Source organism: Flavitalea sp. (genome assembly GCF_035489435.1).
GTDB lineage: Bacteria > Bacteroidota > Bacteroidia > Chitinophagales > Chitinophagaceae > DATHKG01.
On sequence record NZ_DATHKG010000134.1, the window covers coordinates 1 to 22721 of the forward strand.

Sequence of the window (22721 nt, forward strand, 5' to 3'; positions counted from 1 at the left end):
TCTAGCAATGTCACGGCCCTTCTCTCCGCTTTATTCGATCTATCCAGCGTTCGCCTTCCAGATTGCATTGGAGCCATCCCCCACAAATGAGATCCGGATCCATCAAACGTGAAATTTGGATAACGCGAATGAATAATAAGGTTCGGTTCAATCCTTGCATTAACCACCATCTGAAATTCATAAGCTATGATATCATACATCACACTACCAGCTAGGATATTTGCGCATTGAGGCGGGAGGTTATAAATTGCGATTGGTTTTCCCGCATCTGCTCCCGCATCAAGCACATTCTTAAACCAGAGCCTGTTACCGGTTAATAGCTTGTATCCTATACTTAGCTGAGTAAACTCATTGCCGCCCTGGTATTTATTTGGTTTTTCAATTAGCGTGTTTAATTCGTGGCTGGTATCCTCTTCATAAGTCAGTGACTTAATTCTAGCCGCTTGCTGTAAACTTTCAGCCGTGGCTCCCGACCCCGTGAAGGCTTTATACTTCAAGTGTTTTGCCTCTTGCCCATCTTTAACACGGTAAACCTTGAACGGTGCCAATGCAGCACTTCTCATGATCCGGTTTACCACAGAATACAGTGTAGCATTATCCGCATAACCCTTGTCTATATATTCATCCATCTTCCAATCAGAAGGTGAATAAAGCGATAGTCCGACTGCCCTAAATAATCTATTCAAAGAACTTTGAGCCTGCATTACAGCAGACCCTTGCGACGCGTCAACGAACCCTAATGGCCTAAGCACCGATCTTGCCGCCTGTCTTATTATATTCGCCATTTAGAGTATATCAAATTCGTATTCTGGTATTGATAATTTTGTGAACACCCCATATCTGGAAGCATCAAGGGCATGATCATTAAACTTCACTGGTTCATCCAACACTTTACCATCCTTGTCAATCTTCCACTTATAGCTCTTGAACTCTTTTATTAAATTGACCGATCTTTCTGTTACGTAAATCGGCATTGACTTCATCATTCTTATTCCCTCTGTGACCGCTTTAACCGCTGGCTTCGCATTATATCCCGCTCTTACTAGTTCTTCAATAGTTTTCGGCTCGGCATTATCACAGAAAATCTCGTCATTCTTTGTTATTCCTAAAGTCTTATATCTTTCGGTAAGATCATTAGTGGTAAGTTTTGTTTCATAAAGCAACTCATCTAAATAAATCGCTCCTTCGTAATGTTCGATGTCAACCAAAGCCGACGGAACATTAAACCCGAAATCCTGACCGTAAAATCTCTCTCCTCTTCCAGGCATTTCCTTAATAATCTTCCAGTGCGTATAAATAGTTTCGCTGCTCGTTCCTCTTAAACCTAGCCCGAAAACCTTCCATAGATTTTCGTCCGCATCTTTAAGCGCCTCTATTTCTGCAACCTGCTCCTTACTAAGATTCGCCCGGTTATGGGTGTAATTGCTTACTATTAGCTTATTACCTTCTTTATCCGCTACATCATACACCCAGCTATATTCATCTGCCGGATTGAAATCAATAAAGATTGTTTCAGTAGTCCGCATCGCCAGCTGGATATAAGTTGCATGGCTTAATAAATTAGCCTCGTTTACATACAGAATGTCCCGCCCCGGGCCCCTGACTTTTAAACTATCCTCTGCTCCAAAGAACTCTATATAACTACCCGTTGCCGGGAATGTATAAATCTGATCTGTTCGGTTAAAGTTGTTCTCGTTGAATAAATTCAGGTCTTCGAGAATCTTCAGTACGTCTTTCCTTGCTCCTTTTTTTAAATGCGGCAAAGACGGGCTTACTACACTTATCTCCTTTTTACCGAACTCTTTCTTACTTGCCAGCGCTACCATTAGCTGACTGAGCGAATATGTTTTACTTGACCTTGTGCTCCCTTGATTCGCTATTACCCTAAACTTCCCGCTTTGATACGCTTTCAGATTAGCATTAAAAACCGGCGTTGTGCCGTGATTAATTTTAGTCTGTAAGCGGAGCGTTTCCATCCTGATCAACAAAATTTATTACTAACCCGTCCGGTGTTCTAATGTCGTGTTCCTGCTTATCTCTCCACTTATCCTTCTGCCTGTTCTTAAGCCAGAAGATTGCAGCTGCTGTATCAGGGGGGTAGTGTTTAGTTAACGGCGTTGTTATTATCTGCCCCTCAAACATCTTTATATCTACATCCGCATGTTGATAGCCTGTTGCTCTTTTAAATAGCTTTTCGGCCACTTCAGCATCCGCAATTTCCTTTCCCTTCTTTATGGACTCAAAAAACTTAGGGTGCTCAACCTTCCAATTATTAATAGTTTGCTCAGTTACTTCAAAGAAATCAGCCAGCTCTTTATCTGTCGAGCCCAGCTTACAGAGCTTCTCTGCTTGCTTGTTAAACGCCGTTCGATAGTCGGTTGGCCTACCACCTACATTCTTATCTCCAGGTTCCTGCATCACTTCTTGATTGACGTAAACGACAAAACCCGGAGCCTTTTGAACTCCGGGTAAAACAAATATTAATCTGAATTAAACTTTTTCGGGAATTGGCTGCCATTGCTCGTCAGCTACCACGGGCTTCAAATGACTGGAGCCTGTGAGTGATAGACTAGCGTGTTTACTGGCAATTAACTGAACGCTACCGTCGGGTAGGCGTGGGGCATTGGCTAAAAATTGAATCAACTCTTCCGCATCGATAGTGATAGAAAGATGATCGTCTTTATCAATTACGGTGAATCCATTAACAAATTGAAGTTGGTCTCCCATATTGGAGAAGTAAATTGTACTAAATATATTAATACAACAAAAATTATTTTTCACTTAGGCGTGAAGTGAGAAATTTATTTTTTAAATCTACATGGCTTTCATGCCGAGATATCGTTTTATCTCACTCTTCCCGTCTTTAGAACGATTAACTTTTGCACGTTCATATTTTTGATGGCTACATACTGAACAAGAGCAGGGCGCTCCATGGCTTCTGTATGCGGTATAATTGTGAGGAACTCCGTTAACGGTTGCTTTCGGATTCTTAACGCATTCTTTCGGAGCCTTAATTAACTTTAATCGCTTTTTGTATTTCAGTATTTTCAACTCATGCCGACGCGCCTTATTCATCTCTTACTTATTTACAGTCGTTACAATCCCTCTCTTCCCTTTCACCTCGAAATTGCTAAAGAATAAATCTGCCTGCCCTTCAAGTGCCAGGGATCTATCTTTCTTAAGATGTATCTCCTGCCATTCCTGTAAGTCTTCGGGTGGGTTGGTGATTGGTTCGAGGAAGGCGAATAGTCTTTTATCGTGGTAGAAGTGATCGAAAGGGATGTGGAGAGCCTGCCATCCGTGTTCTGGTCCACAGTCAACCGCGATACGGAAGACGCCTTTATCCTTTACTGCGTATGTTTTGTTTGTCATTGATTATATTTTAATCTAACCCTGATTCTCTTCTACGCTCCATTTCATAAAGCTCTGTCGCTTCTCTTTCTTTTCGATCTTTCTCTAGCGAGTCCCGCGTGCCGGTAGACCGGGATAAAAAGGCAATGACAGCGAGAACGCACAATCCTAATATTACTTCTAAACTTGACATGTTTTAAAATTTAAATAGTACTGAAATCACAACCTCACCTCCCGGCCTCAGCAGGTTTCTTAGCTTGTCACATTATAAGTGAATATTGAGAAGTCGTTAAAAATTTCTCCGGTTGCTTTATATTCCCCTTCTGGAATTGATATCAGATCCATGTCAAATGGAATAACAAGCCTTTTACCATCGGCTGGCCCCTCTTTTAGTAAAGCTTTTTTTCTTAGCCCAGCAGCAATATCTTCTTGTTGTTTGCGCGCTTCGGCCTTCATCTTTTCGCTTTTTGCCAAAAAAGCTTCCTTAAACTCTAACAAGTCCATGTACTTAATTTTACTAAATATACTTTTTGTTTCTATAGGAGCAATTTAACCTGGGATCGGGTGGTATGGTACAGCGTAAGCTTTATTTGTCATGGGGTTTTCAAATTCAAATTTTGCTGCAAATTATCAATCAGTTCCGCTCTCGAAAGCGCCCAAATTGATTTTAAACTTAGAATGGTGGCTTTAAAACCTTCAATTGATCGAGTAAAGAAGAAAAGACGGTCTTCAGGCAGTAAATCACCTTCGGCACTTCCATTACTGAAAAACCATTCTTCCTCTGGTCCGGATCCAAATCTATACACTCTAATACCTCGATCATAATGTTCGGCTGCGACGTTCGCAGATTCTTCAAATGCCTGCAATTTTTTGATTATTTCTTGCGATATCATATTAGCTGTTTAAACTTATCATAATGATTGCCTCGGCTGCCAGTTTTCTTAGAAGTCGTCGGGTCATTTCATCTTCTCGTTGCTTAGCCGCAAAGATTCGATTCCATTTATCCACATCATATCCGAAAATTTCAATTTCATACCCCTTGCTTTTGTTCGCTTCAGGTAGGCCGGCAAACCAATATGTAAGGCCTTCGGGTTGATCATGCATAGTTTTAATTGAAAAAGTTAACGAAAGAAATGATACCACAGCGCAATACAACAAATTAACTTTTAAGTATTGAAAGTCAAAATTTATTGCCTTTTCGACTTTTTCAGGTTTGATTGCAATGATTATGAGGAGACTTCTTTAGGTCCACACAGCTTACTTTTTTTCTAATAAGAAAATCTCAGGTATAGATTCGAGTAAATAGAAAATCCATTTTTATCGCGCTTGCATTCAATAAGGCCGGTCTCTCGTGCTGTCCTTAATTGATCTTTTGTTTTCCAGGGAGTGATTTGTCGGACCTGGCTAACTTTAATCCAGGTCTTTCTTTTAGCTGGTGGTCGGCTGTTTCTCAGGAGCCTTTCTATTCTTTCAAGGCGTTGGCTGATATGGTCAAACATTTCGTATGAATTCATTTTTAACATGGCGATTGAGGTAATCGTTCAAGCATGAAAATTACTCTGCTTTATTACTGAAGATTCATCTACTAATCTAAAGTATAATTCCTCAATTTTCCAAACGAAAAGTTCAAAAATCCTGTAGGACCCGAATAAGGAACACTTAGCATTAGTGGCAATCAATATTTTATGGTTGTTCAAATTTATTTGCCAAACAATTGCCAAACAATCTCTTGTAGTCTAATCAAACTTCAGACTACTTACAAGAGATCCTATCTCTTCCGCGTCTTTGGACTCACCTTCACATCGATCGATCCATTTACCGGTTAAATCAACTACTAGATCCATCAAATACTTTCCGTCGCGCCAGACTATGTATATCACATGTCCTCTTTCGAAAGATTTATAGACTTCCAGGTTGTGGCGTATACCCTTGGGATCTGTATAGGTTGTTTGCATTAAATGAAAATACGGGAATGGTAAATACGGGTGATGGTGAAAAAGGTAATTTCTACCGCTTTTTCACGACATTAAGAAAGTGAGGAAGTTTCCAAAATCTTCAGCCCTGTCGTGGAACTTACCATCAAAAACCCATTTATCATTCTTTCTCAGCCGGCCTTGGTAAAAGTTGTTGATCAGGAAATGATATACGCCCGTATCCCCCGCGCCCATTACAGGTGTAAATACTCCGAAATACCTGGTGTTATCATGGGTAAAATATATTTGAATAGAGTTTTCCATTGGCGCAAACATAAAATTTTATCGACTCCTCCGACAAAATCATTTGCTCGTTTGAAAAATAAAATTACTTTTGCCTTATGAATTTAATTAATCAACAGCAGTTCTGTTTTATCGGTCATCGACTGAGCAGATAAGCTATTGATCAAACTCGATACTTACCCGCTTAGTTAATTCTGAGCGGGTTTTTTGTTTTTGGTAATTAACCTAACCTGGTGGAAGCGGCAGACTGAAAATCTGTAGGGGCTGGATCGTAACCAGCAATTACCACATGGCCGGTTGCCCGAGCGGTTAGGGACCCGTCTGCAAAACGGGATACACCGGTTCGAATCCGGTACCGGCCTCAACATTTGCCTATGGTGTAACGGTAGCACATTAGATTTTGGTTCTAATAGTCATGGTTCGAATCCATGTAGGCAAACAAGATTAGATTCGGGTGATTCAACTTTTAGGAGGCGCATCTGGCTTGGCGATCACTTTCAGAATGAACTTTTCACTTAAGCTTTCTACCAGATACTCGTAACCTCTCTGATCGTTATGTGCTCGATACGTTATTATTCGTTGCTTCCTTGCTTGACTTAATCGTTGACCATTCCATCCCGTAAGATCTATTATAAATTGAGCGCTTACCCATGTTTCCTTAAAACTGGCCTTATAAAAGATCTTTCCTTTTTGCCTATTCAGCAGTTGATCCAGCTTCTCGTTTATTTTCTCGAATTCGGCCTTTATTTCTTCACGAAGAGGTTGTGGCAAAACCGCTTCTGCCTCCTTTATTGTGATAGCAGCATCATTTTTTATTTTTTCTATCCATTTTTTTGCGTTTATGGCATCTCGTCGTTCCCATTTCGCACGAAGTATTTCCGACCATTCTTTTATCTCTTGTTGTTCTGCAGCAGCCTTTTCCTTCTTTGTCAGCTTCTTTGGTGGTACAATTGGTCGCGATGGATCCAGAAATCTAAACTTTTTAGGCTTCTCTAGTGCAAGTGTTTCTACCTTCTTGTCAATAACGGATGCGGTCTTAAGCGGGTTCATTTGGCCAAGTTTTCTTGATTAAAAAAACTTCTGGAATGGATTCTAATAGGTATTGATAAGTCTGCGTCTTCGAGTGCTTGAACTCTATAATACCTTGCATTCTCGCAGATCTCATCTGTTCTTTAGTAAATCCGGTTACATGCATGACCCAGGAAGAGTTAACCCATGTTTTTTTAGATGAAACTTTAATGAGATCCCTTAGAAGCCTCTCTATTCTCTCCAACCTTTGATCCGTTGTCATAGTAATTTTTTAGAAAGAGTTTAGGTATTGATTCAATTAAATACAAATACCCGCCTGTGTCTGCCTTTTTAAATTTTACAATCCCTTGCTCGCGAGCCATTCTCATGCGTTGATTGTCCCAGCCTGTAAGATCAACAACCCAAGATACTGACACCCATGTCTGAGTATTTTTCTGGTCAATGAGAAGACTCAGTTTTTTATTTATCCTCTCGAAATATGCCTTTGTTTCCGCATCCATAAGTTATGATTTTTCTCTGCAAAATATAGCTTCAAATGGAGGAGAGCCCAAATATTTACATCAGAAGGCTAAGTTGGAGGCAGGGAAAAAGTCACGTATATTCGGTAGCTAAACTTTAAACTATGCCTAAACCAGATTTTGTTCTCGTAAGTAAAGGAAATGACTTAGATTTTATGAATGAAGTAATTTCATATTTAGAGCAGGGATATGAGCTACATGGGTCAACTATCGTTATGCAACAGAATAATGAATTTAATGATGACTTTCTCAGGTATATTCAACCCCTTTACAAAGCAGGAGAGAAGTCCAGGGAAGTGAGAGTTATGGATTAAGACAATTTCGTTGAAAAATCTTATTAATTTCTTAAACTTTCATTTTTGGGTTGGCAAGTAATCGCAACAATTATATGAGGCGACTTATTACCGCCTTTTATATATTTATCTAATGGATTCCGGTTAATCTGCTGTGATATCTGTCTTGAGAATTCGGTAGAATGTCTCACCGCCTTCTTCTTTAAACTTTTTGAATCCGATTTTAGTAGCAATCTTCTCTGACGCTGCAGCCTCTTCAATTCCTATCTCTGGATTTATAGAAATGGTCATTATTTCTCTATCCTGTAATAAATGTGGAATAATTGATTCCTGTAGCGGCTTGATTAGGCATCCTTGTCTCCTATGTTCAGGTAGTACCGCCCAATGCAGATCTTCCATCATTTCGTAAATGGCGGCTACGTAAGTACCCCCATTATTTTTAATTAAGTAGAAGGGGTATGTGCGAGATCCACCCGGTTGCGACTTCATTCTATGTATTGAGGAAAATATTCCGTATTCGACATCTGCTGAGACACGGGTAGATTTAAAGTGACTTTTCTTAAGGTTATTAAGGTCAACCAAAACCGATAAAATTGTTTCAGTTGTCATTTGACATCTTTTTTAAGTGCTGTCCATTTCACCCAGTACTGAACAAATCTTAATACAGCATCAGATTTCAATACAAAAAATTGATCTTCTGGTCTATTCTCGCAATACCAATCAAAGAAATTACCTGGCCCGCTTCTCCACTCTGGCATAAGCTGATAATAATCACCTTCTTCTACTACGCCAAAATATCTCCGATTAGACGCTTCGGCGAAATCCCATTTTTCTCCGGTAACCTCGAAAATATACTGATAATAATCTTGGTCAGTTACAAATTCTGTGATGTTTCTTGTCTTGCCGGTCATTAGTTTGATGTTTAGTTTAACAATTAATACAAATCACAGATCACAGATCACAGATCACCAGTCTTAAGTGTCCATATGCCTTTCAATTTTATAACGGGGATCTCGGATAATATGAATTCTATAATCCTCATGAAATACCAGAGTGATTATATAGTCATCTGCTTCGGTTTCCCCGATTGGACTAAAAACCAACCGGTAGGGTAGATATGAATTTTCTCTATGGCACAATAATACTATCTCTTCGCCGCCTCTTGCTTCATAATGCCCAACCTCTTTCAGTTGACAGTCTTTAAAATTCCAAATTAAGCAGCTCAGATTATAAGTTTCCATCACTTGGAGAGCTTCAGTTAAATCGGCAATTGCTGCGGTGTTCATTTGTTTTGTTTTAGAGATTAAATAATTTACATACCCACGGCATCTCTGGTTCAATTTCAACGACACCCGCCTTCCACATGCTACACCACTCGCTAAAGTCAAAAGCTTGCCCAGAAGCTACAAGGTCATTGAGATCGCCTCCCCAACCATATATAGCCTTTACACTGTTCGCATAAGTTATCTGTAATGCTTTTGTGTTTTTAAAAACGTTCTCTGGACCGCCCTGCAGGATAACTAACTGGTGCCAGCGATCCTTATAGTTGAACGTTTCCGGACTGGCTTTGGCCGCAGCAGAGAACACCTCATCTTTTTCCATCGTCGTAGTTGTGTCTATGAGGTCTAAGAATATGACCTTGTCCACACTAAAAAGCTGTTCGGGTGATTCTATAACTGGCAGCGATGAAATTTTAATCTTCTGCATTATTCTTCATTTTGGACGGTCAATCGGCCATCGGCTCCTTCGATCTTTTTGGTAAAGCGACCGGAATAGCATGAGTATGTCCTTTATCAGATTTCAACGTCCTCTTTATTGCCCCGAGTAAAATTGTACCATTGTCTTCTGTGTCAGCGCTATCTAACGAATGTATTAATTCTTCCCGGTGTAAACGAATGAGAATATCCCCACTCACAAGTTGTTTTACTGTAATTCCCTTAAAGCTTTGTTGTTCAGCGCCAAATTTTCTTTTGTCATTCATAGTAATTGAGTTTATTGGTTCTTTATATTTCTGCATTAACGTTTAATAAGCGATTTATCTCGGTTTTTGAGTACCGCATCTTACAATCCCCTGAGTTCCGGAAACTTCGCTTCCATCTGCTCGGCCAACAGTTCCAGAAAAAACCACTCAAGATCAGAGGCGTCTTCATCTTTCATCTTGTCTTCGTTACTGCCTTTATCAACTAGTGAAGGGCTGGGGTGTAATTGTGCTTTTTTTGACCTCTTAATAGTTTTACGCATTTACTTTTTAAGCAAATACAGAAATTATTGCATTATTTCATAATTCGTCTTTGTTTCTATTTTTTATCTTATTTATGATTACTGTCTGTCGTTAATGGACTGGGAACAGATTGTATTTTATCTTTCGCATCCACATAAATTATAAAATGCTTCTTTTCTTCGAGCAGCCAGCTGTATCTATCCAACAGGTTGTCAATTTCGTATTGATATGTACACTCCTGAAGACGCGTTTTGCATGATGAGATTTGATTTTCTATACTCTTCAGGAGATCTTCGTCTGAAATACCCTCGGCCAAAAATGATTCTGCAGCTATGTGGTATTCCGCAGCTAATCTTTCAACCGCCTGGGAATAAGTTAATTCATGGACTTTCATCACAAAGCCAATGATATTACCGACCGCTCCACAATCAGTACAAAACCAAAGCTCTTTTTCTTCGGATACAACAAATGATTTTGTTTTCGATTTGCATAGAGGACACGATCCTCGCATCTGGTTTCCTTTATCGAATAAGGTTGTGTACGAATTTATATATCCAACCAGACTACATTTTTTAATTACGTTTTGAGCTAGAGTATTATTTATCATATTTAGGGAATTTAAAATGGCATCTCTTTAGAATTTGACTCGTTAAACTTATTTGGGTCGATATCGATAGAAGGCATTTTCTTCCATCCGCCAGTGCTTTTGCCAGCTTTATAAACATCATAGTCTGACTCGCTCATTAATTTCTGAATGGACTTCACAAATTTTATCGGGATCTGTTCTTTGATTCCGTTGCGGTGTTTGGCAACTTTTACCAGGATACTATCCATAAGAGATGCATCATTGCGGATATCATCTTCCGTAACCTCAATCAAAAAGAAAACAGCATCGGCGTCTTGTTCGATTGCTCCGCTTTCCCGGATATCAGAAAGGCCAGGGTTCGGACTATCGCCTTTTCGACTCAGTTGGCTGAGTGCAATTACAGGGATATTGAGTTCTTTGGCCAGCTGTTTCAATTCACGACTTATCCGGGAAACTTCTTGCTCCCGGTTCTCTCCGAAACTGCGCTGTGAAGTCATGAGCTGGAGGTAATCAATGATGATTAATCCTACCCCTTCATTAGCGACCATTAACCGGCACTTGGCTTTCAGTTGATACAAGTCTTGGCTGGGAGTGTCATCGAAGAAAATCGGCGTGGATCTGTGCTTCGTGTAGGCGATTTCAGATAATCGGTTCATATCATTATCGGTAACACGGCCGCGCTTCAGATGATACATGTCTATTTCAGATTCTGCAGATATCATTCTTAAAGCCCATTGCACTGATGACATTTCAAGCGTGAAGACCCCCACCGGAGTAGGCTTATCAGGATGAGATGCCGCATTCATTGCGAAGTTTGCTGCCACTGCACTTTTGCCAATTGCCGGCCGTGCGGCGAAGACTATAAAGTCGGAGTTCTGCCATCCTTGGGTTATCAAATCTAATTTCCGGATTCCTGAAGGAACACCTGTTAGTTCGTTACCGCTCTGCCTGACTTCGTAAACTTGCTTGACGGCTTTATCAACCTCTGTCTGGAATGTTGTGTAAGGTTTTGTCTTTTTTGAAATAGTAAGACTGCTTAATTGTTGTTGAGCTGCTTCAAGGGTTTCAAATGCATCCGCACTGTCTTCGTAAGCTTCGGATATAGCCTCACCTGAAACTCGTATTATTTCTCTTTGAACGAATTTCTGATAAATTATTTTCGCATGATACTCCAGGTTTGCCGACGACACCACTGAGTTGGTTAATTTTGTCACATAATACGGTCCACCCACTATCTCAAGCTCTTCCTTACTTTTTAACTCTTCTACTACAGTTAAGATATCTATCGGCGCATTTTTGCTTTCCAGGCGTATCATGGATTTGAATATCCGCTGGTGGGCATCGACATAAAAACATTCTGGCTGCAGGATCCTAAGAGCTTTTTCAAAAGCCTGTTTCTCCTGAAGGATGGCGCCAAGGATGGCTTCCTCCAACTCTTTAGCTTGAGGAGGAACTTTTCCGTAAACCATAGTTGATAGATCAATAGAAGACTGGCGTCGATTTTTTCGCTCCTTGTTATTTAGATTTTTAATATCCATGTTGGTTAGCTTGAAATATTTGACCTCTCACGAGCAGCCCTTATCTCATCCGCAGCCGTAATAGGTTTCACTTTAGGATCTATATCTTTTTTATCAAAATTTCCTTCGATAATTTTCATGTAGTTGACCTGGCTGTGAAATATCCAATCGAATGTGAACCAGTTCCCAGTGAGCATGAAATCATTCGCCTGATTTGCTTTTCGCATGATCTGAATGAAATCAAAAGAAGATTCCTTCAAACGAGTGGATAGTTTCTTTTTTCTGAGTTCCGTTACTTCCTTGACCAATGGAAGATTGTGTTGCCCGGCAAATAAATTCCAGAGGGCCATATATGGGTCGGGGAAAGATGGGTTATTGTTTTTTATAAAATCGTGGATTGCCTTTTTGTCTTTGGGTATTGAATTATATTTTTCCAGCAGTTCCTTTTTGATCTCCGGGGACTGGTCCCCGAGTGTTTCTTTAGAAACACTATCTACTATACTATCCTTTACTATACTATACTCTACTATACTATGCGGATTGTTCCCGGGAGGAATTAGGTCTGTATGAGTATTCTTCCCGGGAACAATTTTTACGTTACGCTCATTTTCTTGAATTTTAGTAGAAATATAATCTTCGAAAAAATCTATAATTGTGCCTTTTTTCCTGCGTTCCGAAGTCGCGAAGAGATAATTGTCCTGCATCATTTCACTGGTCAGGATGTTAGATTTGCCAAAAACTTTACTGTCAAAAAGTCCTCGTTTGACACAACACTTTATTACTTCCATTACCAAGGTCAACTCCTTTTTACATACATCGGCAGCAAACAATTCCAGAGAGTCTTCGTCATTTAAGTCAAAATAATACCCCTTTCCTTCATATGCGGACGAAAGGATGCATTGCCAAATCCAATAACCATCAGCTCCGTGATCATTGAATAATAATCGGATCTTCTTGTTTCTGATATGCGCACAGTCCAGCCTGTAAAAATCGATACCTGGTTCCGCTTTTCGAGCCATTATATAACTCCGTTTTGAGTGTGTAAGAGGTGGATTAATTTGGAAGGGTACGGAGTGGCGGGGTAGGGGCATCTAAAAGTCAGGCGGAATTAGATCGTCATATGTAAGGTTACTTATGTCTGGGCGATCAAGAATTTTGCACATCATACCGTACCATGCCATACAGGAAGCGTCATCGGGAAATATTCCTAGAATCAAATAATCCATAGGTTTTTTATCCCTGAATCCAGACAAGTTGGTCTTAATATGATCAACCAACGATTCGCGATGAAAAGCCTGCTGGCTATGGCTGAAGCACAACACGAAAAACTCAGGCGGTATTTCGATATCTCCAATGGTCATGCGCGTTCCGTTGATTTCAAATTGAACTTTACCCATAAATTTGCGTTAGGCGGCTTTCGTTAATTGGTTTCTGCGAGACTTTATTTGTTTTGCCGATTCTGCGATCTCTGCCTGTTCGGTGAGATCATCGACAAGAGTTTGAAGGTCTTCATCGCTTTTATCACAAGAACCGTTTTCGAGCAGAGCTACCATTATTTGGATGTTTAACTCAGGCGACTTTATGTCTTCAAGAAATACGCTGAGATTAAGGACCGCGTCAACGAAGTCGCTGTAATGGGAACCGCACATTTCCTGTTTAAGGAGAGCAGATATCTCCGGGTTGGCTATTGCTTTAATAAATTGTTCGACGGCAAACTGATATCCCCAAGCTCCCGCTAAATCGTAATCCACCAGACGCAACACACTTGAAGGAAAAGTATTGCTGCGGTCTGTTGTAATGGTTGCTGCCAAAACCCTCTTGGCGGCAATTAATGCTTCGTTTTGTAATTGAGACATGGTTGTAATATTGAGTAGTTAATAAAAAGGTTTCGAGTAATTATGCAGCTTTGCTTTTAGAGAGGGAATCGCTAAACTGTTGGACTTTGATCATCCTCTCATACCTGGCGCGTGCAGTTTTTAGTTCTTTCGCACTACGACAGCCGCGGTATTTTTCATAAATGAGCTGTTCGAGTTTTAAACGCGCGGGTTTGTCATCCTCAAACTCTTCTATAAATTCTAAAAGGCGGAGCAACAGTAGCATTCCTTCATGGCGCAACGCATACTTTACGTTATCAGCATCCGAAATTTTAATCAGATCAAGAATCATCTCTTTCACTCCGAACACCGTCTCGTCTACGTCGACTGCTTCGTCTCCTGAGGGAGCGAATAAATTATGCACAGTTTCGAAAAATTGATTTTCCGGCCAGGTAGGAGTGCTTGGGTACACGACGTTAATATATTCACTTACGGGGCCTAAAGATTCGGCAGCTTCATCCTTAATTGTACCTGTTTTTGTAACTGTTAATGGAGACATGGTAAAAATGTTTATTGATTTAAGAATAAGGTTATGCGGCTTTTTTCTCTATACTTTTTTCAAACTCCGCAACAGCCAGCGCTTTTTTAAAGTACTCATGATTGGTTTCAGAAAATCCGTCAGGGTATTGGTCGATTTCGAAATACTCAAGTTCAACCCAGGCGGGGGCACGGTGTGCATCAAACTCATTGAAGAACTTTTGAAGATCTACAAGGCACTCCATTTCAACCGGATCTAATTTTGATTCTCCTTCTAATTGCGGGGATGCAATTATCAGCTTCTTTATAAGGCAACTCATTTGATAGAGGCCGTTTCCCATCTCCTTTTCATCTCCCCGGGGCAGCATTAGATTATAAACTACATCGGCTATGGATTCATACATATGCTTACCTCCATGTTTTACGGCGATGTATTCAGCGATGATATCCTTTGTTGACTCGACAGTGTTTTTAAGCGTTCCGTTTTTTTCAATCGTTAATGGTGACATAATAAACTGTTTTTGAGGTGGTAAATGAAGGTTTATGAATTCTTGATTAATGACTTTTTTCGGTTTGCAATCACCTTGGCAATTTGTGCATCTGTTAGTCCCTTGACTTTTTTGGGAGAGGTAGAAACCCCTCCCTCAAATAATCGTCTTGCTTTGCGACAGTCTTCACGCAGTTGGTCTGCCTGCGCCTCAATCGTGAGTAGTCTATTTATTATTGCCTGATTCGACATAATTTGAAAGAATTTGAAAGAAATAACACAAACGGGGTATTGCGTTTATAAACTTCGTGTTGTACTTTGGGGTCGATTAGAAAATTGTCTTCCTAATTGTCCATGTCTTATGCAGCGACATCCTCTCGCTTAATGATCTCTTCGTACTGAAATCCCATTTCTTTTTGAATCACTTCAATCGCAGCAGCTTTTGTTAGCTCATCATCATTTTCCCTGATATACCTATTGATTGAACCCTCTGAGCATTTAAGCGCCAGGGCGAGTTTTAGTTTAATTCCAGTTTTGCCGTCAGAGATGGCATCTAAGGCTTTTTTACTGAGGTTCATAGCAATTTCTTATTTTGTGTTCAATAGTGAATTCAAATATAGTTAGAAAAAGATAGAAAACGATATAATTTGAAATAAATTGATAAATTTTTTTTTGAAATGACTCAACTTGCTAAGAATCTTAAATTGCTACGTAAGCTTACTGGAGATTCCCAGGAGGGATTTGGCGAAATGTTCAGTGTAAGTAAAGCGATGATTGCCAGTTATGAAGGTGGCAAAGCTCGCCCCTCATACTTCTTTCTAAGGTTTGTAGGGGATTACTTTTATCTAACTCCGGAAGAAATTGAAAAGAAGGAACTGACACCTGAGATTGTTGACTATCGGCCAAATGGAGAAATAAAAAAGAAGAAATCGAAAGTATCTAGAACGAATACTGGTGAAAAAGATAGGGATGACGCCTATTTTTCTTATAGAATTGAGTATATCGAATCATTAAAAGATAATAATTTGAACCTAAAGGCTCACAATATTTTTTTGGAAAAAACTATTACTGATTATATAAGTACAATGATAGACACTCAACGGAATCTATTGGCCCAGACTAAAACTCTCCTACAGTGGGAAGCGGAGAAAGCCAGTGACGGCAACCGTGATAAGAAACGCCAAGTTTTACAGCAGCTGAACAACACGGTTTCCGACTTGTATGAAGAAATTAGAATGAAAGAAGTTGAAAGTGGCATCAGACGATAAGAAGATGTGTTAAATTAAAAAACTATTCCTTTTACCGTTAACACAGCCGTTAACACCTGGGTCAAAACAACCTAAAAACAAAATAACCAAAAAGTAAAAGTCGCGTCCAGCTTGAATTTGAAAATGGTAGGAAGTGAGGCAACTGTTTCATAACCCGGAGGTCGGCGGATCGTGCCCGCTCCTCGCTACATAAGCGAAATATAGGTCCAGACTATATTTCGCTTTTTTTTATGGAGCTTCGGCTTCGGTTTTGGAATTTCATCTTAGTCCCGAAAAATTTGTTTGGCATTCGAGGTTATTTTTTTGAAGTTCAGGTGCATAACTCTGCCTGTATTTACTTCAAACCCGGTAACACTTCCATCTTTTCTGAAAAAGGACAAGTGATTCATCCACCAGTTATTGGTTCCCAGGTGATCTACTCCGATTATGTTAAGATTCACATCATCATATTTGTTGTTTTGCAAAAGCAGTTTCCCATCTTTTAAACTAATTGAGTATATGCAGTCAAGTTCTTCACAGTAATATTTTCCAACAAAGGATTCTTGTAATTCATTTAATGATTTTGGATTTTTAGCCAACTTTCTGAGCGTGTAACTGTCATCCTGTGCCAAAATTGTAATAGTGGTATCTGTTTTTGATTTGTTGAATACATATCGGTATTGGTAAGAGTTTATCGTCATAAAAGTGTCTCCCTGAATGCGACCCATTAAATTTGTTTGCCCGTTGACGATTACGTTCATCTTATCTTCAATAAGCTTGAAGGATAAAGGATATCCTCCTTCATCGGAAATAAAGTCGCCAACGAACCGCATATATTCCCTGGGATTATTGATTTTGGCAGAAGCGCTGTCTGCCCAGGTTCGTGGCATAAGTTCCCAATGCGTGGTGTCTTTCGGGATCAAAATATTAGTACTTCCATATGGAAAGTTGTTGTTATAGAGGTTGTCGGTTAAATTGCTCAGGATAATTACACCCGTCCTGAGATCAGGAAAATAGTTTTGGAAGGATCGATACCCCCCATCCATTCCGGAGAAATAGTATTGCCTCCAGCCCATATATGGTTGAACTACAAGTCCTGCCGCACTAATCAAAGTTCTACCATTCTTTAGGCTAACTGTTGTTGTAAGTTTTTGAAGCGTTTTTTTATCCCATACCCGGTTGGTGCCGAAGTTGGTGGTCCACTTTGCTAAATCCGTTACGTTTGAGTACATTCCACCGGCCCCGACTACAGAATAATTAAGTGGAATATTTCGGAAATGCGTGCTGTCAATTCTTTCATAGGAATAAGATCTTTGCTGGTGAACTGAGGAATAATTGTCTTCGAAATAACTGTTTGTCATTCCTAATGGGCGGAATATTGCTGAATCCATAAACAACCGAAATTTTTGGCCGCTAACCTTCTGAATGACTTCGGCAAGCAGCACGTAATTGCTATTAGAATATGCATATTTTTCCCCCGGAATCGAGTTTAACCGTTGTTGTTTACTTATTAGCTTTAAAACATGTTCTTGTGTGACGATGTCTTCCAATCTCGTCCCGGAAATTTGTAATAAAATGAGATAGTCACGAAGCCCGCTGGTATGATAAATAAGGTCACTCAAAGTGATTTTATATTCAAATTTGGGTAGCCAGGGCAAATACTTTCTAACATCTTCATGTAGAAAGAGCTTCTTTTCTTTTTCCAACAAGAATATTCCAAACGCAGTAAATTGCTTTGCCATAGATCCGATGTTAAAATTTGTCGTCGGAGTATTACGGGCGTTGTATTCGAGATTAGCCATTCCAACACTTTGAACAAAGATGAGAGAGTCATTCTTTATTATGCCCACAGAACTTCCCGGGCTGTTTTCCATGTTCCAGGGTGCAAGGAACGATTCAAGTTTTTTTTTGATAGAATCTGCCAGTGGTTGTGCCGACAAGTAAGTAGAGATTGTAAAGAGAAGGATTGAGGAAGCAAGTAGCGTTTTCTTCACCATAGCAGCTTTGGTCTGGAAATAAGGTTTGTCAGAGGAAGTTATTAGAAATGTTCAGGATGAGCTTAATATGCAGGGCACTTTAAATTTAGTTTAACACTACCACAGTTAAGCTTCACATAAACAAAATGCGATTTATAAAGAATTAATTTTAGCATGATAGTCATTGTTTAAGTGCTTTTTTTCTTTCTCCTTTATCATCTTTAAATATTTTGATCTGCCCGATTTATATTTTAGCGACATTGTATTGAGCCAACTAAATAACGGCATGCCGGTTTCTCAACATTGTCTGTCTGTTATTAATAATTGTTTTATGCTATCAGTCTTTCCTTTTTTGTGCAAATAGCCACTCAAAAACTCCGGGCGTACGTTGAACCTCGGGCCATACATCATGCCCAACGCCCCTGAATTCATTATATTTCGGCGTGCCGCCGGCGGCCCGCATAGCTGCAATCATATTGCGGGAACCTGAAACGGAAACATTTCTGTCCACTTCGCCATGAAAAGCCCAGACTGGTATATGTGCTATACTGGCAGAAGTAGCCGGGTTCCCACTCCCGCACATAGATATGGCCGCCGCAAACAAATGCGGGCGTCTGGAAAGATAATCCCAGGTTCCATATCCTCCTCCCGATCCACCGGCAATATAATATCTGTCAATATCCAGGCTAAACTCGAGTTGCAATGCTGCGAGAGCACCGAAAACCAGGGAATCCATTCCAGGAACACCAGGTAACCAGCCCCAACTGTGTCCGGCTGCAACCTGGGGTATAAATATAAATGCCGGGAATTTTTTCCTGTTCAGGCTGTCCATTAGAAAAGGTGCAGGTTCAGGGATTTCGATGTTTTCACCTTTTGCAATGGCACCTCCATGGAGACAGGTGACTATGGGATAACGATAAGCGGAGTCATAATTCAATGGTTTCATCAGGAAGTAACGAAGGGTATCTCCTGCAGGGCCAACAAAAGTCCGTTCTTCGAACAGGACGGAGCGGCTTCGTGCCAGTGCCGGACCCTGTGTTTTCCACTTCTTAGACCAACCAATTTCCTTTGCTACCTCGGATGCTGCTCCGATGACTGAAGCTATCAACACTATAGCTATTGTACCGGTTACAAGCAAGGTATTCTTTTGTAAACCGGAGATTTGAGTAGGAAAGGATTGTTTACGCATTTCTGTGATAAAGATCCAGATTAGCAACAGCCCGACTATCGTTGACAAAAGATGTATAGTCGATGTGATATGATTTTCAATTGGCGTCGACCGTCCCATCATGGCCGATATGAATAATAGCAACAATAATAAGCTCGTCAAGGCCATTAAAAATCCCGACCATTTCAAAGCTGTTTCGTGCTTCTTAGAAGCGATCATGATGCCTACACCTACGATTGTGATACAAAGCCGATAGCAGATAAGCACCGCGTTATCATGCGCCTTGGGTTGCATCTGTACTTCAACTATCCTGATGTATTGAAAGGTGGAGAGAACAATAATGAGTGCCCATCCCACAAATGCAGAAAGAAATACTAATTTCCAGCCTTTTAGAAAAAAATAGCGTAACACAAATGAAAAAGCAATTAGCCATGTTACGCTTATTAGTGTTACCCAGAAAAGATAGGATTGCATAGTTATCACCTCAGGTCCCATTTGCGACCAGAATCCATATTGTATCAGGTCGGCGACAAAGACGAGAGACAAAAAAACTATGGCAAATAAATAGGCAATCTTACTCATAATGTTATCCTTGAGCAGTTATATTCCAAATAACCTGAATGGTTCACTTCTTGAAAGTTACAAATCCCGATGCATTCTTTTGATACTGAAACGCAAGCTGGCCATAATCACTCTTGCTGCATATCTATTCGCGACAACCGCGTATCCTCTCATTTTTAAATACTTTATGGATCTCAGCGATGAACAGCTTGTCGAAAGAGTGGATAATAAGTACTATCTGGACGAAGACCTAATTGAATTATAAACAGCTTTGCATTTTCCTTATTATACAACTTCAGGTGATTATGAAAGAACAGATGGAGAAATTGAATTAGATGGTGTTCACTACAATTATGTCAAAAGAAAAGAAGTAATGATACGCTTTACCTCATGTGTCTGCCTAATGAAACAAAAACAAAACAGAATGGGTCTCTAAATTAATCATTTATCAAGGGAAATTATCAAGGTATCTGCAAGCTTATAAAGGCATGCAGCAATGGCTATTTATATTATTCAATGCCTGCGATTTAATATGCCAGGCATTGGGCTGTGCCATTTTCTCATCTGCTACCAGTCAATTAAAATATAATTAAAATAAATATGAATAGAATAATTCTATTATCAATCAAATGCCTGCATTTGATAAATTTCTCATGGGCACAAAGCATTCTGCTGCGTTTTAGGCCCAATAACACAAAAAAAAGCCCTCCTGTGGAAACAGGACGGCTCAACGATTGCTTGCCATATGAAAAGAGATGATAATCAGAGATTTAATCCAACAAACATGTTATGAAAATTTACATGTTACCCTATTTCCTCAATTGCACTTAGCAAATATAGCGAAGAAATTTATATTATCAAATATAATCTTTCTTTATATGATGTTTTTAATGCCCTTTTAATGAGGTTAGAAATCAGTTTTAGCCATAATCATGCTGTCTTTCAATTCATTATCACTAGTAGGATAAGATATCAAGCCCTGTTCCAGGCAATCCATAGCTTTTTCCAGTGACTCGGAGTTTAGCACATATGCAAGTCTTACTTCATTTTTTCCTAATCCCGGAGTGCTATAAAAGCCGGAAGCAGGAGCCATCATTAAAGTTTGACCATTATACGAAAAGGATTCAAGCAACCATTGACAAAAAGCTTCAGCATCTTCGACCGGCAGTTTCGCCATTGCGTAAAATGCTCCTCCCGGGTTCGGGCAGAATACTCCCGGAATATTATTCAGCCGTTTTACTAGTATGTCACGGCGTTTTAAATATTCAGCTTTAGTTCCCTCAAAATAATCTGCTGGTAAATCAACGGCAGCTTCACCAAGGATCTGGGCAAATGAAGGCGGACTTAGCCTCGCCTGCGCAAACTTCATGGCAGCAGCAAGTACTTCTTTATTTTTCGTGATAAAGGCCCCGATCCGGCCCCCGCAAGCACTGTAGCGCTTGGAAATGGTATCCATTAAGATTACGTTGTCTTCGACACCCGTTAGTTGCATAGCACTAAAATGTTCGCCGCTGTAACAAAACTCACGGTAAGCCTCATCCGCAAAAAGATAAAGATTGTGTTTTAGGATGATTTCTTTAAGCACTTGCATTTCTTCCCTGCTGTACAAATATCCAGTGGGATTATTTGGATTGCAGAGAACAACTGCTTTTGTCCGTGGTGTTATCATCGCTTCAAAAGCGCTTATAGGTGGTAGTGAGAAGCCGGTTTCAATACTTGAGGTGACCGGCACAACCTTAACATCAGCTTCAATGGCAAATCCGTTATAGTTTGCATAATAAGGTTCAGGTATGATTACTTCATCTCCTGCGTCCAGGCAAGTCATAAACCCAAATAATATTGCTTCCGAACCACCGGTAGTAACGATAATCTGGTTGTGATCTATGGTGATATTATTATCAGCATAATATTTTACAAGTTTCCTGCGATAACTTTCATTACCCGCACTATGACTATATTCCAGTACTTTGAAATCACTGTGCCGGACAGCGTCGAGTATTTGAGGGGGCGTCTCAATATCTGGCTGCCCGATATTAAGATGATATACAGTAGTACCCCTTTTTCTTGCAGCTTCTGCAAAAGGTACGAGTTTGCGAATCGGTGAGGCGGGCATGATCTGCCCGCGATGGCTGATTTTTAACATGCAACAAAGGTATTGTTAATTGAAAATATCGGTAACAGATCATTATGAAAAAAGCCCTCTTACGAGGGCTCTTTCTAATTACAATTTATAAACACTAAAAAGTTGTCCTTATTTTCCTTTTTTGGATCCTTTTTCCTTTTCAAACTTGGCATAATCCTCCGGAGACAATACTTCGCCTGAAATGGTGAGATTCATTGGCGCTTCAACACCGGCCAGTTTCACAGTAATGGTTTTTGTGAAAGGACCAACGGTAGGGGCAGTAAAGCCGGCAACAAGTTTGTCTGTTTTACCTTTTGCTATCGGAGCTTGTGGCCAGACGGGAGTTGTACAACCACATGATCCTACAGCAGACTCAATTACAACGGGCTTTTCACTAACATTTGTGAAGGCAAATTCGTGACTTACCTGTACATCTTTCTTGATCTTTCCAAAGTTGTAGGCAAGTTCTTTGAACTTAACATAATTCTCAGCCTTTTTGGTGGTTACACCGGCTGCTGCCTGGGTTTGTGCGAAGCTTGTAGCAGTGATAACAAGCGCAGCCAGGGACATCAAAATACTTTTCATATTATTGGTTTGTTGGTTTTAATAAAGAAATAGACGCGTTTACAGGTGCAGAGGTTGCCGGTGCTTTATAAACAGTACCGGAAATTGTAATGGTCTTTACCTGGTTGCCGTTATAAGATATAGTCACTGTTTTTGTAAAGGGTCCATCAGCCGCAGCATTGTATCCCACCTTGATGTTCGCAGAAGCACCTGGTTCTACCGGATCCTTGCTCCACTCAGGAGTGGTGCAACCACAGGAAGCCTGCACATTTTCCAGCTTTAGCGGCTCTTTGCCATTGTTTGTAAATTCAAAAACATGGGTAACAGGACGGCCCTGCGGAATTTTTCCGAAGTCAAAACCATTCTCTTTCAGGCCCAGGAGTTCAACAGGAGCCGGAGCAGTATTGGCTGCTTTTGGCGCAGTTGCGGCCACAGTTTGAGCAGAAACAAAAGAAACCGAGATAATCCCCAGCGCAAGTGTTAAGATTTTTTTCATGCTAAGTATTTGATTTTC

General features: G+C 40.2%; 34 protein-coding genes and 1 tRNA gene. 3 read left to right on the forward strand and 32 right to left on the reverse strand.

Features of this window, described 5'->3' with window-relative positions:
* The 10 genes from VK664_RS21135 to VK664_RS21180 form a co-directional block, all read right to left on the reverse strand.
* A partial coding sequence (locus VK664_RS21135) for a phage portal protein (RefSeq protein ID WP_461400690.1) occupies positions 1–785 on the reverse strand: 785 nt, incomplete at its 3' end.
* On the reverse strand, positions 786–1976 hold the full coding sequence (locus VK664_RS21140) for a PBSX family phage terminase large subunit (protein WP_461400691.1): 1191 nt from the start codon (positions 1974–1976) through the stop codon (positions 786–788).
* On the reverse strand, positions 1951–2418 hold the full coding sequence (locus VK664_RS21145; protein WP_461400692.1) for a hypothetical protein: 468 nt from the start codon (positions 2416–2418) through the stop codon (positions 1951–1953). The genes VK664_RS21140 and VK664_RS21145 overlap by 26 nt, the downstream gene beginning before the upstream one ends.
* A 72-nt stretch (positions 2419–2490) precedes the next feature.
* On the reverse strand, positions 2491–2727 hold the full coding sequence (locus VK664_RS21150) for a hypothetical protein (protein ID WP_461400693.1): 237 nt from the start codon (positions 2725–2727) through the stop codon (positions 2491–2493).
* A 351-nt stretch (positions 2728–3078) separates the two neighbouring features.
* Positions 3079–3372 carry a hypothetical protein gene (locus VK664_RS21155; protein ID WP_461400694.1) on the reverse strand — a complete coding sequence of 98 codons (294 nt, stop codon included), beginning with the start codon at positions 3370–3372 and terminating at the stop codon, positions 3079–3081.
* A 231-nt stretch (positions 3373–3603) separates the two neighbouring features.
* On the reverse strand, positions 3604–3855 hold the full coding sequence (locus VK664_RS21160; RefSeq protein ID WP_461400695.1) for a hypothetical protein: 252 nt from the start codon (positions 3853–3855) through the stop codon (positions 3604–3606).
* 89 nt (positions 3856–3944) lie between these two features.
* Positions 3945–4244: a hypothetical protein gene (locus tag VK664_RS21165; RefSeq protein WP_461400696.1), complete on the reverse strand. Its 300-nt coding sequence runs from the start codon at positions 4242–4244 to the stop codon at positions 3945–3947.
* Between the two features lie 375 nt (positions 4245–4619).
* Positions 4620–4865, reverse strand: a complete 246-nt coding sequence (locus VK664_RS21170) for a hypothetical protein (RefSeq protein ID WP_461400697.1) — start codon at positions 4863–4865, stop codon at positions 4620–4622.
* 222 nt (positions 4866–5087) lie between these two features.
* The gene (locus VK664_RS21175) at positions 5088–5306 is read right to left on the reverse strand and encodes a hypothetical protein (protein ID WP_461400698.1); all 219 of its coding nucleotides are present in this window, start codon (positions 5304–5306) and stop codon (positions 5088–5090) included.
* 63 nt (positions 5307–5369) lie between these two features.
* Positions 5370–5588 (reverse strand): hypothetical protein, encoded by a 219-nt coding sequence (locus tag VK664_RS21180; protein ID WP_461400699.1) that lies wholly within the window; start codon positions 5586–5588, stop codon positions 5370–5372.
* 270 nt (positions 5589–5858) lie between these two features.
* On the opposite strand from VK664_RS21180, the gene VK664_RS21185 reads away from it, so the two are divergent.
* A tRNA-Cys gene (locus VK664_RS21185) sits at positions 5859–5929 on the forward strand.
* A gap of 97 nt (positions 5930–6026) precedes the next feature.
* Here VK664_RS21185 and VK664_RS21190 read toward each other — a convergent pair.
* Together VK664_RS21190 and VK664_RS21195 are read right to left on the reverse strand one after the other, a co-directional pair.
* The gene (locus VK664_RS21190; RefSeq protein WP_461400700.1) at positions 6027–6617 is read right to left on the reverse strand and encodes a hypothetical protein; all 591 of its coding nucleotides are present in this window, start codon (positions 6615–6617) and stop codon (positions 6027–6029) included.
* A 185-nt stretch (positions 6618–6802) separates the two neighbouring features.
* Positions 6803–7096: a hypothetical protein gene (locus VK664_RS21195; protein ID WP_461400701.1), complete on the reverse strand. Its 294-nt coding sequence runs from the start codon at positions 7094–7096 to the stop codon at positions 6803–6805.
* 122 nt (positions 7097–7218) lie between these two features.
* Here VK664_RS21195 and VK664_RS21200 point away from each other — a divergent pair, with 122 nt between their 5' ends.
* A complete protein-coding gene (locus VK664_RS21200; protein ID WP_461400702.1) occupies positions 7219–7428 on the forward strand; it encodes a hypothetical protein in 210 nt (69 codons plus the stop codon).
* A 123-nt stretch (positions 7429–7551) separates the two neighbouring features.
* Here the strand turns inward: VK664_RS21200 and VK664_RS21205 are convergent, their stop codons facing one another.
* The 15 genes from VK664_RS21205 to VK664_RS21275 form a co-directional block, all read right to left on the reverse strand.
* On the reverse strand, positions 7552–8016 hold the full coding sequence (locus tag VK664_RS21205; protein WP_461400703.1) for a hypothetical protein: 465 nt from the start codon (positions 8014–8016) through the stop codon (positions 7552–7554).
* Positions 8013–8318, reverse strand: coding sequence for a hypothetical protein (locus VK664_RS21210; protein WP_461400704.1), 306 nt, complete (start codon positions 8316–8318; stop codon positions 8013–8015). Before VK664_RS21210 ends, VK664_RS21205 begins: the two co-directional genes overlap by 4 nt.
* 63 nt (positions 8319–8381) lie before the next feature.
* Positions 8382–8693, reverse strand: coding sequence for a hypothetical protein (locus tag VK664_RS21215; protein WP_461400705.1), 312 nt, complete (start codon positions 8691–8693; stop codon positions 8382–8384).
* 10 nt (positions 8694–8703) lie between these two features.
* Entirely contained in the window at positions 8704–9114 is a 411-nt protein-coding gene (locus tag VK664_RS21220; RefSeq protein ID WP_461400706.1) for a hypothetical protein, read from the reverse strand.
* A 19-nt stretch (positions 9115–9133) separates the two neighbouring features.
* On the reverse strand, positions 9134–9388 hold the full coding sequence (locus VK664_RS21225) for a hypothetical protein (RefSeq protein ID WP_461400707.1): 255 nt from the start codon (positions 9386–9388) through the stop codon (positions 9134–9136).
* 80 nt (positions 9389–9468) lie between these two features.
* Positions 9469–9648 carry a hypothetical protein gene (locus VK664_RS21230; RefSeq protein WP_461400708.1) on the reverse strand — a complete coding sequence of 60 codons (180 nt, stop codon included), beginning with the start codon at positions 9646–9648 and terminating at the stop codon, positions 9469–9471.
* 68 nt (positions 9649–9716) lie between these two features.
* A complete protein-coding gene (locus tag VK664_RS21235; RefSeq protein ID WP_461400709.1) occupies positions 9717–10235 on the reverse strand; it encodes a CHC2 zinc finger domain-containing protein in 519 nt (172 codons plus the stop codon).
* An 11-nt stretch (positions 10236–10246) separates the two neighbouring features.
* The gene (gene dnaB, locus VK664_RS21240; RefSeq protein ID WP_461400710.1) at positions 10247–11752 is read right to left on the reverse strand and encodes a replicative DNA helicase; all 1506 of its coding nucleotides are present in this window, start codon (positions 11750–11752) and stop codon (positions 10247–10249) included.
* Between the two features lie 5 nt (positions 11753–11757).
* Positions 11758–12750, reverse strand: coding sequence for a DUF4373 domain-containing protein (locus VK664_RS21245; RefSeq protein WP_461400711.1), 993 nt, complete (start codon positions 12748–12750; stop codon positions 11758–11760).
* 72 nt (positions 12751–12822) lie between these two features.
* Positions 12823–13128 carry a hypothetical protein gene (locus VK664_RS21250; RefSeq protein ID WP_461400712.1) on the reverse strand — a complete coding sequence of 102 codons (306 nt, stop codon included), beginning with the start codon at positions 13126–13128 and terminating at the stop codon, positions 12823–12825.
* Positions 13129–13137: 9 nt separating this feature from the next.
* On the reverse strand, positions 13138–13587 hold the full coding sequence (locus VK664_RS21255; protein WP_461400713.1) for a hypothetical protein: 450 nt from the start codon (positions 13585–13587) through the stop codon (positions 13138–13140).
* Positions 13588–13627: 40 nt separating this feature from the next.
* A complete protein-coding gene (locus VK664_RS21260) occupies positions 13628–14104 on the reverse strand; it encodes a hypothetical protein (RefSeq protein ID WP_461400714.1) in 477 nt (158 codons plus the stop codon).
* Between the two features lie 31 nt (positions 14105–14135).
* Positions 14136–14591: a hypothetical protein gene (locus VK664_RS21265; RefSeq protein ID WP_461400715.1), complete on the reverse strand. Its 456-nt coding sequence runs from the start codon at positions 14589–14591 to the stop codon at positions 14136–14138.
* Between the two features lie 32 nt (positions 14592–14623).
* Positions 14624–14821: a hypothetical protein gene (locus VK664_RS21270; RefSeq protein WP_461400716.1), complete on the reverse strand. Its 198-nt coding sequence runs from the start codon at positions 14819–14821 to the stop codon at positions 14624–14626.
* Between the two features lie 107 nt (positions 14822–14928).
* Positions 14929–15147, reverse strand: a complete 219-nt coding sequence (locus VK664_RS21275; RefSeq protein WP_461400717.1) for a hypothetical protein — start codon at positions 15145–15147, stop codon at positions 14929–14931.
* Positions 15148–15246: 99 nt separating this feature from the next.
* On the opposite strand from VK664_RS21275, the gene VK664_RS21280 reads away from it, so the two are divergent.
* The gene (locus VK664_RS21280; RefSeq protein WP_461400718.1) at positions 15247–15837 is read left to right on the forward strand and encodes a helix-turn-helix domain-containing protein; all 591 of its coding nucleotides are present in this window, start codon (positions 15247–15249) and stop codon (positions 15835–15837) included.
* 263 nt (positions 15838–16100) lie between these two features.
* Here the strand turns inward: VK664_RS21280 and VK664_RS21285 are convergent, their stop codons facing one another.
* The 5 genes from VK664_RS21285 to VK664_RS21305 form a co-directional block, all read right to left on the reverse strand.
* Positions 16101–17813 carry a serine hydrolase domain-containing protein gene (locus VK664_RS21285; protein WP_461400719.1) on the reverse strand — a complete coding sequence of 571 codons (1713 nt, stop codon included), beginning with the start codon at positions 17811–17813 and terminating at the stop codon, positions 16101–16103.
* 316 nt (positions 17814–18129) lie between these two features.
* Positions 18130–19542: a carboxylesterase family protein gene (locus tag VK664_RS21290; protein ID WP_461400720.1), complete on the reverse strand. Its 1413-nt coding sequence runs from the start codon at positions 19540–19542 to the stop codon at positions 18130–18132.
* Between the two features lie 886 nt (positions 19543–20428).
* A complete protein-coding gene (locus VK664_RS21295; RefSeq protein ID WP_461400721.1) occupies positions 20429–21664 on the reverse strand; it encodes a pyridoxal phosphate-dependent aminotransferase in 1236 nt (411 codons plus the stop codon).
* 108 nt (positions 21665–21772) lie between these two features.
* Complete coding sequence (locus VK664_RS21300) at positions 21773–22228, reverse strand: DUF1573 domain-containing protein (protein ID WP_461400722.1); 456 nt, start codon at positions 22226–22228, stop codon at positions 21773–21775.
* Between the two features lies 1 nt (position 22229).
* Positions 22230–22703 carry a DUF1573 domain-containing protein gene (locus tag VK664_RS21305; protein WP_461400723.1) on the reverse strand — a complete coding sequence of 158 codons (474 nt, stop codon included), beginning with the start codon at positions 22701–22703 and terminating at the stop codon, positions 22230–22232.
* Between the last annotated feature and the right edge of the window lie 18 nt (positions 22704–22721).

What these genes read in the sequence shown, in the direction of transcription:
- VK664_RS21140 (WP_461400691.1), bottom strand. Translation starts at nt 1,976, where the DNA reads ATGGAAACGCTCCGCTTACAGACTAAAATTAATCACGGCACAACGCCG.
- VK664_RS21145 (WP_461400692.1), bottom strand. Translation starts at nt 2,418, where the DNA reads ATGCAGGAACCTGGAGATAAGAATGTAGGTGGTAGGCCAACCGACTAT.
- VK664_RS21150 (WP_461400693.1), bottom strand. Translation starts at nt 2,727, where the DNA reads ATGGGAGACCAACTTCAATTTGTTAATGGATTCACCGTAATTGATAAA.
- VK664_RS21155 (WP_461400694.1), bottom strand. Translation starts at nt 3,372, where the DNA reads ATGACAAACAAAACATACGCAGTAAAGGATAAAGGCGTCTTCCGTATC.
- VK664_RS21160 (WP_461400695.1), bottom strand. Translation starts at nt 3,855, where the DNA reads ATGGACTTGTTAGAGTTTAAGGAAGCTTTTTTGGCAAAAAGCGAAAAG.
- VK664_RS21165 (WP_461400696.1), bottom strand. Translation starts at nt 4,244, where the DNA reads ATGATATCGCAAGAAATAATCAAAAAATTGCAGGCATTTGAAGAATCT.
- VK664_RS21170 (WP_461400697.1), bottom strand. Translation starts at nt 4,865, where the DNA reads ATGAATTCATACGAAATGTTTGACCATATCAGCCAACGCCTTGAAAGA.
- VK664_RS21175 (WP_461400698.1), bottom strand. Translation starts at nt 5,306, where the DNA reads ATGCAAACAACCTATACAGATCCCAAGGGTATACGCCACAACCTGGAA.
- VK664_RS21180 (WP_461400699.1), bottom strand. Translation starts at nt 5,588, where the DNA reads ATGGAAAACTCTATTCAAATATATTTTACCCATGATAACACCAGGTAT.
- VK664_RS21190 (WP_461400700.1), bottom strand. Translation starts at nt 6,617, where the DNA reads ATGAACCCGCTTAAGACCGCATCCGTTATTGACAAGAAGGTAGAAACA.
- VK664_RS21195 (WP_461400701.1), bottom strand. Translation starts at nt 7,096, where the DNA reads ATGGATGCGGAAACAAAGGCATATTTCGAGAGGATAAATAAAAAACTG.
- VK664_RS21200 (WP_461400702.1), top strand. Translation starts at nt 7,219, where the DNA reads ATGCCTAAACCAGATTTTGTTCTCGTAAGTAAAGGAAATGACTTAGAT.
- VK664_RS21205 (WP_461400703.1), bottom strand. Translation starts at nt 8,016, where the DNA reads ATGACAACTGAAACAATTTTATCGGTTTTGGTTGACCTTAATAACCTT.
- VK664_RS21210 (WP_461400704.1), bottom strand. Translation starts at nt 8,318, where the DNA reads ATGACCGGCAAGACAAGAAACATCACAGAATTTGTAACTGACCAAGAT.
- VK664_RS21215 (WP_461400705.1), bottom strand. Translation starts at nt 8,693, where the DNA reads ATGAACACCGCAGCAATTGCCGATTTAACTGAAGCTCTCCAAGTGATG.
- VK664_RS21220 (WP_461400706.1), bottom strand. Translation starts at nt 9,114, where the DNA reads ATGCAGAAGATTAAAATTTCATCGCTGCCAGTTATAGAATCACCCGAA.
- VK664_RS21225 (WP_461400707.1), bottom strand. Translation starts at nt 9,388, where the DNA reads ATGAATGACAAAAGAAAATTTGGCGCTGAACAACAAAGCTTTAAGGGA.
- VK664_RS21230 (WP_461400708.1), bottom strand. Translation starts at nt 9,648, where the DNA reads ATGCGTAAAACTATTAAGAGGTCAAAAAAAGCACAATTACACCCCAGC.
- VK664_RS21235 (WP_461400709.1), bottom strand. Translation starts at nt 10,235, where the DNA reads ATGATAAATAATACTCTAGCTCAAAACGTAATTAAAAAATGTAGTCTG.
- dnaB (WP_461400710.1), bottom strand. Translation starts at nt 11,752, where the DNA reads ATGGATATTAAAAATCTAAATAACAAGGAGCGAAAAAATCGACGCCAG.
- VK664_RS21245 (WP_461400711.1), bottom strand. Translation starts at nt 12,750, where the DNA reads ATGGCTCGAAAAGCGGAACCAGGTATCGATTTTTACAGGCTGGACTGT.
- VK664_RS21250 (WP_461400712.1), bottom strand. Translation starts at nt 13,128, where the DNA reads ATGGGTAAAGTTCAATTTGAAATCAACGGAACGCGCATGACCATTGGA.
- VK664_RS21255 (WP_461400713.1), bottom strand. Translation starts at nt 13,587, where the DNA reads ATGTCTCAATTACAAAACGAAGCATTAATTGCCGCCAAGAGGGTTTTG.
- VK664_RS21260 (WP_461400714.1), bottom strand. Translation starts at nt 14,104, where the DNA reads ATGTCTCCATTAACAGTTACAAAAACAGGTACAATTAAGGATGAAGCT.
- VK664_RS21265 (WP_461400715.1), bottom strand. Translation starts at nt 14,591, where the DNA reads ATGTCACCATTAACGATTGAAAAAAACGGAACGCTTAAAAACACTGTC.
- VK664_RS21270 (WP_461400716.1), bottom strand. Translation starts at nt 14,821, where the DNA reads ATGTCGAATCAGGCAATAATAAATAGACTACTCACGATTGAGGCGCAG.
- VK664_RS21275 (WP_461400717.1), bottom strand. Translation starts at nt 15,147, where the DNA reads ATGAACCTCAGTAAAAAAGCCTTAGATGCCATCTCTGACGGCAAAACT.
- VK664_RS21280 (WP_461400718.1), top strand. Translation starts at nt 15,247, where the DNA reads ATGACTCAACTTGCTAAGAATCTTAAATTGCTACGTAAGCTTACTGGA.
- VK664_RS21285 (WP_461400719.1), bottom strand. Translation starts at nt 17,813, where the DNA reads ATGGTGAAGAAAACGCTACTTGCTTCCTCAATCCTTCTCTTTACAATC.
- VK664_RS21290 (WP_461400720.1), bottom strand. Translation starts at nt 19,542, where the DNA reads ATGAGTAAGATTGCCTATTTATTTGCCATAGTTTTTTTGTCTCTCGTC.
- VK664_RS21295 (WP_461400721.1), bottom strand. Translation starts at nt 21,664, where the DNA reads ATGTTAAAAATCAGCCATCGCGGGCAGATCATGCCCGCCTCACCGATT.
- VK664_RS21300 (WP_461400722.1), bottom strand. Translation starts at nt 22,228, where the DNA reads ATGAAAAGTATTTTGATGTCCCTGGCTGCGCTTGTTATCACTGCTACA.
- VK664_RS21305 (WP_461400723.1), bottom strand. Translation starts at nt 22,703, where the DNA reads ATGAAAAAAATCTTAACACTTGCGCTGGGGATTATCTCGGTTTCTTTT.